Source organism: Serratia sp. Res13-Sevr-LER1-36-b, from assembly GCF_015673035.1.
GTDB lineage: Bacteria > Pseudomonadota > Gammaproteobacteria > Enterobacterales > Enterobacteriaceae > Chania > Chania fonticola_C.
Map to the genome: position 1 here is coordinate 57,542 of NZ_JADACK010000036.1, position 16,832 is coordinate 74,373.

General features: G+C 55.1%; 13 protein-coding genes. 6 read left to right on the forward strand and 7 right to left on the reverse strand.

Features of this window, described 5'->3' with window-relative positions; all coding sequences use genetic code 11:
- Positions 1–41: 41 nt before the first annotated feature.
- Entirely contained in the window at positions 42–824 is a 783-nt protein-coding gene (locus IMQ33_RS20975) for a helix-turn-helix transcriptional regulator (protein WP_196061610.1), read from the reverse strand.
- Positions 825–918: 94 nt separating this feature from the next.
- Here IMQ33_RS20975 and IMQ33_RS20980 point away from each other — a divergent pair, with 94 nt between their 5' ends.
- Positions 919–2,055: an MFS transporter gene (locus tag IMQ33_RS20980; protein WP_196061611.1), complete on the forward strand. Its 1,137-nt coding sequence runs from the start codon at positions 919–921 to the stop codon at positions 2,053–2,055.
- On the opposite strand, the gene hrpA is transcribed toward IMQ33_RS20980, so the two are convergent.
- Positions 2,040–5,927, reverse strand: a complete 3,888-nt coding sequence (hrpA, locus tag IMQ33_RS20985) for an ATP-dependent RNA helicase HrpA (RefSeq protein ID WP_074423380.1) — start codon at positions 5,925–5,927, stop codon at positions 2,040–2,042. The genes IMQ33_RS20980 and hrpA overlap by 16 nt on opposite strands.
- 313 nt (positions 5,928–6,240) lie before the next feature.
- On the opposite strand from hrpA, the gene azoR reads away from it, so the two are divergent.
- Positions 6,241–6,846: an FMN-dependent NADH-azoreductase gene (azoR, locus tag IMQ33_RS20990; protein WP_021177851.1), complete on the forward strand. Its 606-nt coding sequence runs from the start codon at positions 6,241–6,243 to the stop codon at positions 6,844–6,846.
- 117 nt (positions 6,847–6,963) lie between these two features.
- On the opposite strand, the gene IMQ33_RS20995 is transcribed toward azoR, so the two are convergent.
- The 3 genes from IMQ33_RS20995 to IMQ33_RS21005 are packed head-to-tail and all read right to left on the reverse strand — an operon-like array spanning position 6,964 to position 10,102.
- Positions 6,964–7,287, reverse strand: coding sequence for a YdbL family protein (locus IMQ33_RS20995; RefSeq protein ID WP_024486547.1), 324 nt, complete (start codon positions 7,285–7,287; stop codon positions 6,964–6,966).
- An 8-nt stretch (positions 7,288–7,295) separates the two neighbouring features.
- The gene (locus IMQ33_RS21000; protein WP_065685752.1) at positions 7,296–7,493 is read right to left on the reverse strand and encodes a YnbE family lipoprotein; all 198 of its coding nucleotides are present in this window, start codon (positions 7,491–7,493) and stop codon (positions 7,296–7,298) included.
- Positions 7,490–10,102, reverse strand: coding sequence for a YdbH family protein (locus IMQ33_RS21005; RefSeq protein WP_196061612.1), 2,613 nt, complete (start codon positions 10,100–10,102; stop codon positions 7,490–7,492). Before IMQ33_RS21005 ends, IMQ33_RS21000 begins: the two co-directional genes overlap by 4 nt.
- 267 nt (positions 10,103–10,369) lie before the next feature.
- Here IMQ33_RS21005 and IMQ33_RS21010 point away from each other — a divergent pair, with 267 nt between their 5' ends.
- Positions 10,370–11,362, forward strand: a complete 993-nt coding sequence (locus IMQ33_RS21010; RefSeq protein WP_065685750.1) for a 2-hydroxyacid dehydrogenase — start codon at positions 10,370–10,372, stop codon at positions 11,360–11,362.
- A 61-nt stretch (positions 11,363–11,423) separates the two neighbouring features.
- Positions 11,424–11,855 carry a heat shock protein HslJ gene (hslJ, locus tag IMQ33_RS21015; protein WP_098931009.1) on the forward strand — a complete coding sequence of 144 codons (432 nt, stop codon included), beginning with the start codon at positions 11,424–11,426 and terminating at the stop codon, positions 11,853–11,855.
- A gap of 37 nt (positions 11,856–11,892) precedes the next feature.
- Here hslJ and IMQ33_RS21020 read toward each other — a convergent pair whose 3' ends face one another.
- Both IMQ33_RS21020 and IMQ33_RS21025 read right to left on the reverse strand, forming a co-directional pair.
- Positions 11,893–12,150 (reverse strand): DUF333 domain-containing protein, encoded by a 258-nt coding sequence (locus IMQ33_RS21020; RefSeq protein WP_065685748.1) that lies wholly within the window; start codon positions 12,148–12,150, stop codon positions 11,893–11,895.
- A 252-nt stretch (positions 12,151–12,402) separates the two neighbouring features.
- A complete protein-coding gene (locus tag IMQ33_RS21025) occupies positions 12,403–12,735 on the reverse strand; it encodes an SMR family transporter (protein WP_021806525.1) in 333 nt (110 codons plus the stop codon).
- A 250-nt stretch (positions 12,736–12,985) separates the two neighbouring features.
- Here IMQ33_RS21025 and nifJ point away from each other — a divergent pair, with 250 nt between their 5' ends.
- Entirely contained in the window at positions 12,986–16,519 is a 3,534-nt protein-coding gene (nifJ, locus tag IMQ33_RS21030) for a pyruvate:ferredoxin (flavodoxin) oxidoreductase (protein WP_196061613.1), read from the forward strand.
- Positions 16,520–16,632: 113 nt separating this feature from the next.
- On the forward strand, positions 16,633–16,832 hold a 200-nt coding region (locus tag IMQ33_RS21035), incomplete at its 3' end, for a transposase (RefSeq protein ID WP_196061614.1).

The window sequence follows — 16,832 nt, forward strand, 5'->3', positions numbered from 1 at the left end:
AATAGCAACGTCTTGGATTCAGACATTCCTCCCCTATGCCCTCATCCCATCCCTCCACCCGCCATAAACCGCTTGGGCGTGGTGCCGGTATACTGGCGGAAAAAGGCGATAAACGCGCTGTCGCTAGAGAAGGCCAGCCGCTGCGCAACCGCGCTTACGGAAGGCAATTGCGCCAGTAACTCAATGGCGTGCATCAAACGCCATTGCTGGCACCACTGCTGATAGCTAAGCCCGGTTTCCCGCAGGAAAATTCGCGTTAATGTTTTAGGATGGAGATTGATCGCCTTGGCCAATACCACCAGCCCGGGTAGCTGGTCAACGCCGTTTAAGCCGTCAATCCAAGCCGCTATACGAGGATCGCTCGGCAGCATCAAGCTGGTATTTTCCTGCTCCGCCACGCTCAATTCGTTGCGCAAGACTCGCAACAGATCTTCCGCCTGGGGGTGCCGCTGCGCGTAGTCAAACGGCCAATGTGCGATGCGTTCTATCACCGCTGCCAGTAACGGGTTGGCGGCCAACACCGCACTGTGCGGCATTGCCAACATCGTTATATCCGCAAAATAGAGCGAGCGGTAAGCCACCTGCCCGCGCAGTTGCACGCGATGCCTCACGCCGCTCGGTATCCAGATAATGCGCGTAGGCGGCAGGATCAGCCAGCGTTCGGCTAACGTCACCGTCATACAACCACGTGGAGCATAGAGGATCTGGGCTCGTTGATGCTGATGTTCGCCAGAATCATGATCCGCCAGCTCGGCACTAATCCCCACCACCGGAGCGGCGAAACTATCCGGATCAAAAAGCTGATTTTGTAAAATCAGCGCCATGCTGCCGTCCCATTTTCATTGTTTTTTGTCCTGATGATTGTAATCGAACAATCGCCATCTCCCTATACTGGCGTCACTTATTTGGGAGAATGCTATGTCCGTCAAAAATCTGCCTCTGCCACTGATCGTCGTGATGATCATGGCACCACAAATCCTGGAAACGCTCTATAGCCCGGCGTTAACCGCTATCCGCTTTGATTACCAGATCGATGCCACGCAGGCCAGCCACACGCTATCGGTCTATTTTTTCGCCTTCGCTTTTGGCGTGGCGTTTTGGGGAACGATCAGCGACAAATATGGCCGCAGAGCCGCCATGCTCGCCGGTTTGCTGCTGTATATGGCTGGAGCCTTGCTGGCTTTGCTGAGCGGTTCTTTCACGTTGCTCATCGTCTCGCGCGCCGTTATCGCCTTTGGTGCCGCCGTTGGTTCTGTGGTGACGCAGACCATGCTGCGCGATGTCTATCAGGGGCAAACGTTAGGAAAGATGTTTGCGATAATTGGCATGGCATTGTCGATAAGCCCGGTGTTGGGAATGTTTAGCGGCGGAATGCTGGTGTTTTGGGGCGGTCGCATGGCCATTTTCTCCGCACAAGCAGGATTGGCGCTGTTGCTGCTGATCTGGTGCTGGCGAGCGCTGCCAGAAACCCGCCAGCACACCACCGGTATCGCTTTACTCCCCTGTTTGCAGGAGATGCTACGCGATAAACAAATCTGGTGCTCGGCGCTGCTGGTTGCCAGTTTTAACATCATGGCGTTCAGCTACTTCAGTCTGGCCCCGTTTATTTTTGAGACCTTGGGGCTGACCAGCGAGCAGTTTGGTTATTCGGGGATTGTTTTGGCCTTTGGCAGCCTGTGCGGCGCAGCGGCAAACCGCTACCTTCTGCAAAAAGGATTATGCGCTTACCGGCAGATCCAAATGGCCAGTCTGTTAGCCCTGTTGGCCGCTGTTGCTGCATGGTATTGGCAGGCAAGTCTAATGATCTTGCTGCCCTGTATGGCGGTGACCGTGGCCTTTGGCTTGGCCATTCCCAATATTCTCAGCCAGGCGCTGAAGCATTACCGCAACCGGCTGGGTGCTGCCGGAGCGGTATTGGGGTTACTCTATTATCTGCTGATCGCTGGCGGCCTGGCACTGGCCGCCATGGGCCAGCACCTGTCGTTAACGCTGCTGGGATGTAGCTTGTTAAGCCTCGCCTGTTCTGCAAGGCTTAAAGGTTACGCAGAAAGCTGATCGATGGTCTGCAAGATACGCTTCTCAGAAATCGGGTAAGGCGTACCCAACTGCTGTGCGAACAGGCTGACGCGCAGCTCCTCGATCATCCAGCGTACTGCCTTCACCTCTTCATCCTGCTGGCGTTTTGGCGGCAGCTTGTTCAGCCACTGCTGCCACGCTTGTTGAACCTGCTCCACCCGGATCATCTGAGCGCGATCGCGGTGCGGATCGATCGCCAGCTTCTCCAGACGGCGCTCAATCGCTTGCAGATAACGCAAGGTGTCCGGCAGGCGGCTCCAACCGTTATTGGTGACAAAGCCACGGTAAACCAGGCCGTTAAGCTGGGCCTTGATATCGGACAGCGCCAGCGCCAACGAGATATCAACGCGCCCTTTCAGGCGTTTGTTGATGTTGAAGACCGTCGTCAGGATCTGTTCCACCTGCTTGGCCACGCCCACCACGGTTTCGTTCAGCTCGGCCCGTACCAACTCTTGCAGCCGGGCAAAATTCTCTTCCGCCCACACCGGCCCGCCGTGTTCAGCAATCAGCTTGTCGATGCCGCAGGAGATACAGTCGTCGATCAGATCCAGTACCTTGCCATACGGGTTGAAATACAGCCCAAGCTTGGCCTTGTTCGGCAACTTCTCATGCAGATATTTGATCGGCGACGGAATGTTTAACAGCAACAAACGGCGCGTACCTTGCCACATGGCCTGTTGCTGCTCCTGCTCGCTGTCAAACAGGCGGATGGCTACGCTATCTTTTTCGTCCACCAATGCCGGGTAAGCCTTGACCGAGTAACCGCCACGCTTCTGCTCATAAAATTCGGGCAGTTTGCCAAAACTCCAGATATGCAGATTGCTCTGTTCCAGGCCATCATCAGCCACGGCCGACAGCGTCTCTTGCACCTTGTCTTTGAGCTGAACCCTCAGCGCGGCCAGATCTTTACCTTCACGCAGGGTTTTGTGTTTCTCGCCCACCACGCGGAAGGTCATTTTCAGATGATCGGGCACCTGATCCCACTGCCAATCTTCACGTGACACCGTCACACCCGTCATGCGGCGTAGCTCACGCTCCAGCGAATCCAGCAGTGGCATTTCCAACGGCGTAGCCCGGGCAAGGAAAGCTTCAGCGTAGTTCGGTGCTGGCACAAAATTGCGACGCATCGGCTTAGGCAACGATTTGATCAGCGCGATCACCAGCTCACGGCGGATACCGGGGATCTGCCACTCAAAACCGGCATCTTCCACCTGGTTGAGGATCGGCAACGGGATGTGCACAGTCACGCCATCGGCGTCGGTACCCGGCTCAAACTGGTAGGTAAGGCGCAGCTTGAGGTTGCCCTGATACCAGTAGTTAGGATAATCCAGCGCACTGACCTTGTTGGCTCCGTCCTTGATCAACATCTCTTTTTCGAAGTTGAGCAACTCTGGGTTCTGCTTACCGGCGGTTTTCCACCATTGGTCAAAATGACGCCCGGACACCACGTCGCTCGGAATACGCTGATCGTAGAAACTGAACAGGGTCTCGTCATCCACCAGAATGTCACGGCGGCGCGATTTGTGTTCCAGCTCTTCCACTTCGGCACGCAGCTTCAGGTTGGCGGCGAAGAACGGGTGCCGCGTTTGCCAGTCACCTTCTACCAGCGCATGGCGGATAAACAGTTCACGGCACAGCAGCGGATCGATAGTGCTGTAATTCACCGGGCGAGCTGCGACGATCGGCAACCCAAACAGCGTGACCTTTTCGCTGGCCATCACCGCGCCCTGGGATTTGGACCAGTGCGGTTCGCTATAATGATGTTTGACCAGGTGCTGAGCCATCGGCTCGATCCATTCTGGTTCGATACGTGCGGCTATACGGCCCCACAGGCGGCTGGTTTCCACCAGTTCTGCCACCATCGTCCATTTCGGCGGCTTCTTGAACAGCCCGGAACCCGGGAAGATGGAGAAACGGGCGTTACGCGCACCGGTAAACTCTTGCTTATCCGCATCCTTCTGGCCAATGTGCGAAAGCAGGCCGCTCAGTAGCGCGGTATGCACGCTGCGGTAGTCCGAAGGCACGCTGTTGACCGGCAGGCCCAACTCTTTCACTACCTGGCGCAGTTGGGTGTAGATATCCTGCCATTCACGCACCCGTAGATAGTTGAGGAAATCGTTGCGGCACAGGCGGCGGAACTGGCTGGAAGAGTTTTCCTTCTGTTGCTCTTTCAGGTAATCCCACAGGTTAACGAACGCCATAAAATCGGAGTCTTTGTCGGCGAAGCGGCGGTGTTTTTCATCGGAGGCCTGTTGCTTATCCATCGGCCGCTCACGCGGATCCTGGATCGACAACGCCGAGGTGATGATCATCATCTCGCGCACGCTGCCACTCTTCTGGGCTTCCAACACCATCCGCGCCAAACGTGGGTCGATCGGTAACTGCGCCAACTGACGGCCCTGCGGTGTCAGCTGATAGTGGCCGTTTTCCGCGGTTTTGATCGCCCCCAACTCTTCCAACAGGCGCACGCCGTCCTGAATATTGCGATTATCCGGCGCTTCGACAAACGGGAAGGCAGCAATATCGCCCAATCCCAGTGAGGTCATCTGCAAAATGACCGAGGCCAGGTTGGTTCGCAGAATTTCCGGATCGGTAAACGCCGGGCGCGACAGGAAATCCTGCTCCGAGAACAGGCGGATACAGATACCGTCCGAAACACGCCCACAGCGGCCCTTACGCTGGTTAGCCGAAGCCTGCGAAACCGGCTCGATCGGCAAACGCTGCACTTTGGTACGGAAGCTATAGCGGCTGATGCGCGCCGTACCTGGGTCGATAACGTATTTAATGCCCGGCACGGTCAGCGAGGTTTCCGCGACGTTGGTCGCCAGTACGATGCGGCGGCCGTGGTGCGACTGGAACACCCGATTCTGTTCACTGTTGGACAGGCGGGCATACAGCGGCAGCACCTCGGTGTGAGGCAGATTGAGCTTGGTCAGCGCATCAGCGGTGTCACGGATTTCACGTTCACCGCTCATAAAGATCAGAATATCGCCTGGCCCTTCACGCCCAAGTTCATCCACCGCATCGAAGATGGCCTGAAGCTGATCGCGTTCGGTATCGTCGGCGTCGTCTACCACCGGCCGATAACGCACCTCCACTGGATAAGTCCGGCCAGAAACCTCAATGATCGGCGCATTGTTGAAGTGGCGAGAAAAGCGCTGCGGATCAATGGTGGCCGAGGTGATGATCACCTTCAGGTCCGGGCGTTTTGGCAACAGTTCGCGCAGGTAACCCAGGATGAAATCGATGTTCAGGCTGCGCTCGTGCGCCTCATCGATGATCAAGGTGTCGTACTGCATCAGCAGGCGATCCTGCTGGATTTCGGCCAGCAAGATCCCGTCGGTCATCAGTTTGACCAGGGTATTTTCACCCACCTGATCGTTGAAGCGCACCTTATAGCCTACGCTGCCACCCAGCGGGGTTTCCAGCTCATCGGCAATGCGGTTGGCAACGGTGCGTGCAGCCAGGCGGCGTGGTTGCGTGTGGCCAATCAGGCCTTTGACGCCGCGCCCTAACTCCAGGCAGATTTTCGGTAGCTGAGTGGTCTTGCCTGAGCCGGTTTCACCCGCCACGATCACCACTTGATGATCGCGGATGGCGGCCAGAATGTCCTGCTTCTTCTGGCTGACGGGCAGGCTTTCCGGGTAAGTGATTTTCGGGCACGAGGCCGCGCGCGAGCGCACCTTCTGCAAGGCTTGCTCAATATCACCCGCTATTTCTGCGGCAACCGCCTGTTGAGCTTCGGGGCTTTTGACTTTGCGCGCACCTTGCAACCGGCGTTGCAGGCGCTGCTGATCACGGAGCATCAAATCACCCAGTTGGGATGACAATGCCGCGAGCGTAGATTTCACGTTCGGTATTCCTTGTTTCTTCGCGGCTACTAGTTAACGTCAGGGACTAGGGTTTGATGTTATAGCTGACGTGTTGGTGCCAATAACTGCGTTTTTTAAATTAGGTTTATCGATTTTTGACTTAGTGGCACAGGATAACACAATGGTATTTCTCCCCATAATCCATCCGCTTAGCCTGGATTTTCTTGTTCAATAAAATCGAACGTAGATCTCGAAATATTCCGCTATCCCTGTTGGAACAATGTGAATAGAGTGTACCTCATGCAACGGGCAACCAGCCCTGATGTCACAGTCAACACGAAAGGAATTAGCGATGAGCAAAGTATTGGTTCTAAAATCCAGCATCCTGGCAACTTATTCTCAGTCTAACCAATTGGCTGATTTCTTCGTTGAGCAGTGGGCCAATGCTCACAGCAACGATACCATCACCGTGCGTGACCTGGCTGCACAGCCGATCCCGGTGCTGGATGGCGAACTGGTTGGCGCAATGCGTCCTTCAGATGCCCCACTGACTCCACGCCAGAAAGAAGCACTGGCCCTGTCAGACGAACTGATTGCCGAGCTGCAAGCCAACGATACTATCGTTATCGCCGCTCCGATGTACAACTTCAACATCCCAACTCAGTTGAAGAATTATTTTGACCTGATTGCCCGTGCTGGCGTCACCTTCCGTTACACCGAGAACGGCCCGGAAGGCTTGGTAAAAAACAAACGCGCCATCATTCTGACCAGCCGTGGCGGCATCCATAAAGGCACCCCAACCGACCTGGTAGAACCTTACCTGCGTCTGTTCCTGGGCTTTATCGGTATTACCGAGGTTGAGTTCGTCTTTGCCGAAGGGATTGCCTACGGCCCAGACGTTGCGACCAAAGCTCAAGCTGATGCCAAAGCGCTATTGGCCGAAGTGATCGCCGCTTAAATAGCGATGCCAGGGCGCAGAGATTGCGCTCTGGTAAGTCACACACCTGCAAAATCCGTTTTACCCTCATGACAATAAGCCGTTTAAATTCCGTTGCACGCCCTAGGGCGTGCTTTTTTATTTCTGCAACCACTGGCCGTTAATGCCACGGACATATTCCCCTGCAGGCGCTCGTGTCACCAGCTTCTGCCCGGCCATCCGCGCGACTTCATCAATAGCGATATGATTGCTGGCGGCCACCTGTTGGTATTTCTCGGCACGCCCGGCATTGATTTTTTTCACCAACGCCTGAGTCTCTGCGTCCTGTTTCACCGGAGCGATATAACCACTGAGCGTTTCGCCCACCCGTCCCTGCTGTTTGGCTTCATCCAGCGTCAACGCCTGAGCCATCCCGCTGAATAACCAACCGGCGGCAATCAACCACAGATAATGCTTTTTCATGCTGGCTCCTAGAACAGACCGCTTTGGTCTTTCAGCAGGTTCTCAACGTCCTTATCTACTTTGATATGGATCTCATGCTCAATTTTGACGTTCATATTGATGGTAATGGGATCTTTAGGCGTCGCCACCTCAATGCGCGGTACGCAACCGCTCAGCAAGGATGCGCCCAACACGGCTACCAGCAATGGCCCTGTCGCGTTCTTCATTGTTGTTCCTCGGGTTTAGAGAGCGCCTGCTCCAGCCACTCTTGTAAATTGTCGCCAAAGCGCAGGCTGCGCCACAGCTGAAACACGTTTTCCTGATGGCTATAGTTAAGGATAACCTCACGCTTGGCATTTTTCTGCGGATTTACGCCATCGATATGCGCCTTTAGCGTCAGCTCCCCCAGGTTATCGAGATCGACCCGCGCCTTTGAGCGATTGATTTCCATGTAGCGTAGCCAGTCGATGGCGGCACCGGTGGCCAGGTTATTGCTGCCAATGGCATCGGCCATATCTTTATCCAGCCTCAGCGTCATGACCCCCGCATTGGCGATCCAGCCGTTTTGCACCAGCCATTTGGGGTGGTTCAGGAAGAGCGGCAACTCGCCGTTGATGCGGCCAGACATGGCGAACTGCTTCGGTTTGAGCGCGGTAAACAGTGCGCTAAGGTCGATTTGTTCCAGTTTGAGCACCGCCGCATCATGCTGTGGCATCCGTAATGCCGAAAGGCTGATATGACCGTTCAGCATATCTACACCGATGTTGCTCAACGTCAACGGACACGCCTCGCTGTAGGGATAGGTACCTTGCAGATCGGCGGTAATATTCTGCATCTCAAACAGCGTCTTAATGGATTTGATGCGCAGCATGATCGGCCTTTTAGCCCCAAGCTGCCACAGGTGATTCTTAAACCGATAGGGCAAGACAAAGTCCAGCCCGCTCAATTCACCCTCTTGCAACCACATGCCACCATTGCGCACCACCCAGTGCCCACCAGCTTCAAATCCCTGCACTCGCGCCGCCGAGAATGCCGACTGTGCATAGAACTCACCTGCGCGCAGTTTGATGTTCAGATCGGGTGAGATCAGCGGTTGGAATACCGTTAATGACTGTTTTGGCCACCAGCCTTCACCACGCAGACGCTCACCATCCCAGCGGCCACGCAACTTGATTGGCCCAATCTGCTCGGCCTGCAACGCGCCTTGCCATTGAAAGCTGTCTGGCCCCGTACCTTGCAACTGTAAATCCAGCACCGAAGGCGGCAAATAACTGCCTGCACCAAAACTGGTTTTGTCAGCCACCAGTTGTACGCCGCCGGTCAGGCTCGGTGCTTTGATATCCCGCTGCCACCGGATCGGCTGGCTGAGCGTCATGCGCGGCGTCACGACCGTGACCATGCCGTATTTCAACCGATCAAAACCGGTAGAAAGACGTTCCAGGGTGATGCTGGTGTCCTGCCAACGCCCACTGCCTGCAACATCCCAGGCGGCCTGTAACGGCGGTAACTTGCCGTTACCCCAAGAGCGCCATTGCCACTGACCATGGTCGGGCCAGAAATCTTGTGCCTGGCCGTCCAGATGCAGCTTGAAGCGCCCCCAGTAACTTTCGCTGGCGCTGATAATCGCCTGCAAACGGCCTGTGATCCCAAGCGCGGTGACTTTTACCCCAGCCAGCGGCAGCCGAGCCTCTTCCAGCTTCATGTCCGGTGCCGGGCTGCCCCAGGCCCGCAGTAAAGATCCCGGCTGTAGCACCAGCGTTGGGTTAAGGATCGAGCCGCTGATAATGCCGGGGATTGACGCCGTGAGCGAGAGATTGGCCAGGTTTGCCTGCCCGGTAAGCTGAAATCCCAGATCGCTGTTGGTCAGGCTCAGGCTACCTGGCCCCAACGTCAGCACCGCGTTGCCCTTGCCGTTGTGCCCGGCGGTGATCACGTTCAAACGTGCGGTAATTTGGGTTTCGTCAAACCCCTGGCTCCAGTCATGCAGCGCCACATTCAAACCACCGCTGAGCGGTTGCTCCAGGTAAGGCCAGCGCCATTCCCCTTTTTCGATGCTGATCTGTTTTGGCGTTAGTGCCCAGGGAAGCGTAGCCAACGGTTGGTCGCTGCCCTTTTCCGTCAGGGTCAATACGCCCTGCTGCTGTTGCCAGTGCAAATCCAGCAGCAAGGGCTTTTCCAGATAGGCGGTTTGTATCTCACCTTGCAACGCCCCTTGGGTTGGCAAACTGTCCATATCCAACGGTACGGTGACTTTACCCGTCAGTTGTACAGGAACCGTGCTGTTGGGTGGCGTAATGCTGAGCTTGCTTAACGTCAGTTGCTGATGTTCATCCAACTGCGCCTCGGCGGTGACGTTCTTCCCTTGATAATGCAACCGTTGGCCAGTGGCCGCAGACGACAGCTGAAATTTACCGGCGTAGGCTTGCCATGGGGTGAGCGTCAGAAGATTGATGTTCAGGTCAAACGGCGGCAGCATCGCTTGCAGTTCGTCTAGCGTTAACGGCACGCTGTCACCCTCGGCGGCGGGCAATTTTGACAGGCAGGCGGTATCTACGTCCACACGTTCGCTCTTTAAATGCCAACTGCCCAACTGGTAAGAGAGTTGCAGTTCACTGACATTGGCTATGGCACAACCTTGGGCGCTGAACTTCAGCCCATCAAGATACAAAGATCCCTGATGCCAGCGCAACGCCCCTTGTAAAACCAGTTGGCTACCCTGCGGCAACCAAGGAGCGATCGCTCGCGGCAACCAACGCGGCAGGGTTTGCCATAGCGTTAAGAGCAACAGGGCGATACCCACCACGATCGCAACGAATACTTTTAATCTCTTTGTCATTAAGCGCAGGTTTAGTTCCTGATAAACATCGATTAGCCAGGCGCAATGATGACACGGATCCCCTGGCAGGTGAAGGTGAACCCATCTCATCATTTATAGAGCAGGTTTCACAATTTTGATATTTATCCGGTGAATATAGAAAATGGCTAATACACTGATTATCAGCATAAAACCCTAAAAGACCTGCGCCTCCACAGGGTGCTAAACCATTGTCGTATTTGGCAAAATATGTTAATTTGATCACATAATCACGCGGGAGAAACCACGATGAAAATGGCGATTTACAGCACCAAACAGTATGACCGTAAGTATCTTGAATTGGTAAATCAGCAGTTTGGTTATGAGCTGGAGTTTTTCGACTTTCTGCTAAGCAAGAAAACCGCCAAAACGGCTATCGGCTGTAAGGCCGTATGCATCTTCGTTAATGACGACGGTAGCCGGGAAGTGCTGGAAGAGCTGGCCGCGATTGGTGTCGAGATCCTCGCCCTGCGTTGTGCCGGGTTCAATAACGTCGATCTGGATGCGGCGAAAGAGTTGGGTATCAAGGTGGTGCGCGTTCCGGCTTATTCACCTGAAGCCGTAGCCGAACACGCCGTGGGCATGATGATGTGCCTGAACCGCCGCATTCATCGAGCCTATCAACGCACCCGTGATGCCAACTTCTCGCTGGAAGGGCTGATCGGCTTCAATATGCATAACCGCACCGCCGGAGTGATTGGTACCGGTAAGATCGGCGTAGCCACCATGCGTATTCTGAAAGGCTTTGGCATGAAGCTCTTGGCCTACGACCCCTACCCAAGCGCGCAGGCGTTAGAGCTGGGTGCCGAATATGTCGATCTTAAAACGCTGTATGCCCAGGCGGACGTGATCACCCTGCACTGCCCGTTAACGCCGGAAAACCATCACCTGCTGAATGCGGACGCGTTCTCCATGATGAAGGACGGCGTGATGGTGATTAACACCAGCCGTGGTGCCTTAATCGACTCCTCCGCCGCTATCGATGCCCTCAAACAGCAAAAGATTGGTGCGCTGGGGATGGACGTATACGAGAACGAACGCGACCTGTTCTTTGAAGACAAATCCAACGACGTGATCCAGGACGACGTTTTCCGCCGCCTGTCCGCCTGCCATAACGTGCTGTTTACCGGCCACCAGGCGTTCCTGACGGAAGAGGCGTTGACCAGTATTTCGCAAACCACGTTGAAAAATATTGAACAGCTTGCGCGGGGTGAAGCCTGCCCTAATCAGCTTAATGCCTGATACTTTGGGGCGCGCTTAGCGCCCCTAACTCTTCCGACAAAACCTAAACAGGATCGTAATAATGAAAAAACTGATCCCTTTAGCAATGGCTTGTGCGCTATTGGCTGGCTGTGGTTCCGCTCAAACCAAACAACACACCGTAGTAGAAAGCGATCTGCTGCATCATAACTTTGTGCTGCAAAGCGTGGATGGTGTGGCGGTTGAAGCAAAACAAGGCAGCGGCCCGAGCATCGAGTTCGGCGAGAAAATGAATATTTCCGGATCGATGTGCAACCGTTTCTTCGGCCAGGGCCAGTTAGAGAACGGCGTGCTGACGGTGAAAAACCTCGCAACGACCCGCATGATGTGCGCAGATCCACAACGTAACCAATGGGATAAAACCATCGGCACGCTGCTGGCTAACGGTGCAAAAGTCTCGCTCAATGGCCAACAGCTGACCCTGAGCGGCAGCGATCACCAACTGGTGTATACCCTGAAAGACTGGGTCAATTAAGTGGCATTACCGGGCTAGCCATTAGCCCGGTACAAACTCAGCGGGCACAGGCTCCACGGCCCAGCGCTGACTCTTCGCACTGTTTGCCGTTCGGCATCTGACACATTCTGAGCGTATCGCCGTTGAGCGAATGGGCAATGGTGGTTACTCCGCCCACGCTGGCACAGCTTTCGCTGGTAGGTATCGTACCAATATTGGCACTGGTGGCGATCTGCTGTGGTTCTTGGTTGTTATTGCTGCTGCAGGCAGCCAAAGAGAGTATGGCGCCGGCAAGCAGCCATTTTGCTGAGATCATTATTCGTACCCCTGAACCGAAACGATGCTGTGTAATTTTGCCATTGCTGATAACCCGAGCCACTGGAACGATGGGCCCGTTTGGTTATCTTTGATGTCCACCCGTTGAGCTTCAAGTTGCCGCCTATTCATCTCATCAACAAGCGGCAACCGGAAAGACAACTTTAGTAATCTAGCTTGTTAGCTTAATAATAGAAATATGATTAACCATTAATTTGGCTTTTTTTTGACCTGAAAGCATTTTAGCTCCCGATCAGTGCCCTGCCGACTTGGAGAGCAGATTGATCACCAGCACCCCGGCAATAATCAACCCCATGCCAACCACCGCAGGCAAATCCAGCTTCTGCTGGTAAATAAACACCGCGGCAATAGACACCAGCACGATCCCCAACCCGGACCAGATGGCATAGACAATCCCCAGCGGCATGGTTTTTACCACCATCGAAAGCCCCCAAAATGCTACCGCGTAACCCAACACTACAAACACCGATGGCCACAAGCGGGTAAACCCTTCAGAGGCTTTCAGCAAGGTGGTGGCGATCACTTCGGCGATAATCGCCATGGCTAAATAGATAAATGCGGTCATTTTCAACTTCTTCTTTCTGTTTCGCGTTACATCAATATGATACGCGGAGATTAAATTAGCGTTACATCGCGGCAACGCTTTACCATTACGCTGCAAATAGTAATTATTTTTTAACGAAATATCACCTTACATCCAGATTTTGTGCGCCACACAAATGCGATAAAGCACAAATAACCCCCTCTGTTAGACTTTGCTGATGATTATAAGAAGCTGACTTTTGCAGCTTTGTGAGCACAGAAAGGTACTGCAGATGATAACTACAGATGGTAATAACGCTGTCGCTTCCGTGGCTTATCGCACCAGTGAAGTGATTGCCATTTACCCAATCACCCCAAGTTCGACCATGGCGGAACAAACCGCTGCCTGGTCCAGTGACGGCAGGAAGAACATTTGGGGCGACGTGCCCCACGTGGTGGAGATGCAGTCCGAAGGCGGAGCCATTGCTACCGTGCACGGCGCGTTGCAAACCGGCGCGCTTTCCACCTCCTTCACCTCGTCCCAGGGATTGCTGTTGATGATCCCTTCGCTGTATAAGCTGGCCGGGGAGCTAACGCCATTCGTCCTCCACGTTGCCGCTCGCACCGTCGCAACTCATGCATTATCCATCTTTGGCGATCACTCCGACGTGATGGCCGTACGCCAGACCGGTTGCGCCATGCTGTGCGCCAGCAACGTGCAGGAAGCGCAGGATTTTGCGCTGATCGCCCAGACGGCCACGCTAAACAGCCGCTTGCCGTTCATCCATTTCTTCGATGGTTTCCGCACCTCGCATGAAATCAACAAGATCGCCCCGCTGAGCGACGAAACGCTACAGCAGATGATGCCGCAGGACGCCATCGACGCCCACCGTAGCCGGGCTCTCTCACCGGATCATCCCGTCATACGCGGTACGTCAGCCAACCCGGATACCTATTTCCAATCGCGGGAAGCGACCAATCCGTGGTACGACAATACCTACCAACATGTGCAGCAGGCGATGGACAAGTTTGCTGCCATCACCGGCCGCAGCTATCAGCCGTTTGAGTATTACGGCCACCCGCAGGCCGAACGCGTGGTGATCCTGATGGGGTCAGCCATCGGCACCTGTGAAGAAGCTATCGACCACCTGCTGACGCGCGGTGATAAAGTGGGCGTTCTTAAAGTCCGACTTTATCGGCCCTTCTCCGCCAAACATCTGCTCGCAGTTCTGCCGGAAAGCGCACAAAAAATTGCGGTGCTTGACCGTACCAAAGAGCCGGGTGCTCTAGCCGAGCCTTTATACCTGGATGTAATGACTGCGCTGGCAGAAGCCTTTAGCCGTGGCGAACGCGCCAGCATGCCGAGGGTGATTGGCGGGCGCTATGGGTTGTCTTCCAAGGAGTTTGGCCCAGACTGTGCGTTGGCCATTTTCCGTGAGCTGATGCTGGATAAGCCTCGCCCACGCTTTACCGTGGGCATTTTCGACGATATTACCGGTCTTTCACTACCGCTCCACGAAGAAACGCTCCCTCAGCGGGCCTCGCTGGAAGCCCTGTTCTACGGTTTGGGTAGCGATGGTTCGGTCTCTGCCACCAAGAACAACATCAAAATCATCGGCAACAGCACGCCGATGTTTGCCCAAGGCTACTTTGTCTACGACTCGAAAAAGGCCGGCGGCCTGACCGTGTCACACCTGCGGGTTAGCGATAAGCCGATCAATTCGGCGTACCTTATCGACCGCGCCGACTTTGTCGGTTGCCACCAGTGGCAGTTTATCGACAAGTATCAAATGGTGGAGCGGCTAAAACCTGGCGGCATTTTCCTGCTCAATACCCCTTATAGCGCGGATGAAGTCTGGTCGCGCCTGCCGCAGGAGGTCCAGGCGATCCTGCATCAGCGCCAGGCAAAACTGTATATCATCAACGCGGCCAAGCTGGCGCGCGAATGTCATTTGGGTGCCCGCATCAATACCGTGATGCAGATGGCCTTCTTCCATCTGACAAAGATCCTGCCGGGTGAAGTGGCGTTGCAGGAGCTACAGGGAGCGATTGCCCGCAGCTACAGCAACAAGGGCCAAGAGGTGGTCGAACGTAACTGGCAAGCCTTGGGTGCCACGCTGAGTGAGCTGACGGAAATCCCACTGCGCCCACTCGACAGCAACAGTCCGATACGTCCACCGGTGGTTTCCGACGCCGCACCGTATTTTGTCAAAACCGTTACCGCCGTGATGCTGGCCGGGCTGGGCGATACCCTGCCGGTTTCGGCTTTCCCTCCAGACGGCACCTGGCCTGTGGGCACCACGCAGTGGGAAAAACGCAATATCGCCGAAGAAGTGCCGATCTGGCAGCCGGACCTGTGTACCCAGTGCAACCACTGCGTCGCGGCCTGTCCGCATTCAGCCATTCGTGCCAAGGTGGTTCCGCCAGAAGCCATGGAGTACGCCCCTGCCACGCTGCAATCGCTGGATGTAAAATCCCGTGATATGCGCGGTCAGAAATATGTATTGCAGGTCGCCCCTGAAGATTGCACCGGCTGTAACCTGTGCGTAGAGGTTTGCCCGGCGAAAGATCGCCAGAATCCGGAAATCAAGGCGATCAATATGGCATCTCGCCTCGATCACCTGGCAGAGGAAAAGGCTCATTATGACTTCTTCCTGCAACTGCCAGAGATCGACGCATCGCAGTTGGAACGTATCGATATCCGCACCTCGCAGCTGATTTCTCCGCTGTTTGAATATTCGGGTGCCTGTTCCGGCTGTGGCGAAACGCCATATATCAAGCTGCTGACCCAGCTGTATGGCGACCGGTTACTGATTGCCAACGCCACCGGTTGTTCTTCTATCTACGGCGGTAACCTACCCACTACGCCTTACACCACCAACGCCGACGGCCGTGGACCAGCCTGGGCAAACTCGCTGTTTGAGGATAATGCCGAATTTGGTCTGGGCTTCCGCCTGACGGTGGATCAGCACCGCCGCCGCGTATTGCGCCTGCTCGACACGTTGGCACCGCAATTACCCGCTCAGTTGGTGGCCTCACTGCAAGCAGACGAGATCGCCACCGGCCCGCGCCGCCAGCAGATCGCCGAATTACGTAGCCTGTTGGCTAACGTGACAGGCAACGACGCTCGTCAACTAGCCACCGATGCCGATTATCTGGTGGATAAGTCTATCTGGCTGATTGGCGGTGACGGCTGGGCTTACGATATCGGCTTCGGCGGTCTGGATCATGTGCTGAGCCTGACGGAAAACGTCAACGTGCTGGTGCTGGACACGCAGTGCTACTCCAATACCGGCGGGCAGCAATCCAAGGCCACTCCGCTGGGGGCCGTGACCAAGTTTGGTGAGCACGGCAAGCGCAAGGCCCGAAAGGATCTTGGCGTCAGCATGATGATGTACGGCCATGTGTATGTTGCGCAGATCTCATTGGGTGCGCAGCTTAACCAGACGGTGAAAGCAATTCAGGAGGCAGAAGCCTACCCTGGCCCTTCCCTGATCATCGCCTACAGCCCTTGCGAGGAACACGGTTACGATCTGGCACTGAGCCACGACCAGATGCGGCAGCTAACCGCGACCGGCTTCTGGCCGCTGTATCGCTTCGATCCACGTCGTACTGCGGAAGGCAAAGCCGCGTTGGCGCTGGACTCCCGGCCACCGAACAGTGAGCTGACGGCGACCTTGAACAAGGAACAGCGTTTCCGCCGCCTCAACACGCAGCAGCCTGAAGTTGCCGCCGCGTTGTATGAAGCAGCAGAAAAAGAACTGAAGGAGAAATACGATTTCCTTAGCCTGCTGGCAGGAAAGTCTGAGAAGGCAGGTTCAGAGTAGGTATGTTGAGGGCGCGGTTCCGCGCCCTTTTTCTGACCCTACCCCAAAATCCTGCTCCATTCAGAAACAGAATTCCGGCATGATAAACACTCCCCTGAGTGGAGGTTGTGCCGATGAAAAAGTCACGATTCACCGAAGAACAGATTGTCTTTGCCCTGAAACAGGCCGAGCTGGGTACATCGGTGCCTGAAGTCTGCCGTAAACTGGGTATCTCTGATGCCACCTTTTACACGTGGCGTAAAAAATACGGCGGGATTTCCCCTTCAGAGCTGAAGCACATGCGGCAGCTCGAAGAAGAAAATCTCAGGCTGAA

Excerpts from the sequence above, each read along its gene's own strand:
- hslJ (WP_098931009.1), top strand. The coding sequence starts at position 11,424 with ATGAAAAAACTGATCCCTTTAGCAATGGCTTGTGCGCTATTGGCTGGC.
- nifJ (WP_196061613.1), top strand. The coding sequence starts at position 12,986 with ATGATAACTACAGATGGTAATAACGCTGTCGCTTCCGTGGCTTATCGC.
- IMQ33_RS21000 (WP_065685752.1), bottom strand. The coding sequence starts at position 7,493 with ATGAAGAACGCGACAGGGCCATTGCTGGTAGCCGTGTTGGGCGCATCC.
- IMQ33_RS20995 (WP_024486547.1), bottom strand. The coding sequence starts at position 7,287 with ATGAAAAAGCATTATCTGTGGTTGATTGCCGCCGGTTGGTTATTCAGC.
- IMQ33_RS21010 (WP_065685750.1), top strand. The coding sequence starts at position 10,370 with ATGAAAATGGCGATTTACAGCACCAAACAGTATGACCGTAAGTATCTT.
- IMQ33_RS21025 (WP_021806525.1), bottom strand. The coding sequence starts at position 12,735 with ATGACCGCATTTATCTATTTAGCCATGGCGATTATCGCCGAAGTGATC.
- IMQ33_RS21020 (WP_065685748.1), bottom strand. The coding sequence starts at position 12,150 with ATGATCTCAGCAAAATGGCTGCTTGCCGGCGCCATACTCTCTTTGGCT.
- IMQ33_RS21005 (WP_196061612.1), bottom strand. The coding sequence starts at position 10,102 with ATGACAAAGAGATTAAAAGTATTCGTTGCGATCGTGGTGGGTATCGCC.
- IMQ33_RS20975 (WP_196061610.1), bottom strand. The coding sequence starts at position 824 with ATGGCGCTGATTTTACAAAATCAGCTTTTTGATCCGGATAGTTTCGCC.
- azoR (WP_021177851.1), top strand. The coding sequence starts at position 6,241 with ATGAGCAAAGTATTGGTTCTAAAATCCAGCATCCTGGCAACTTATTCT.
- IMQ33_RS20980 (WP_196061611.1), top strand. The coding sequence starts at position 919 with ATGTCCGTCAAAAATCTGCCTCTGCCACTGATCGTCGTGATGATCATG.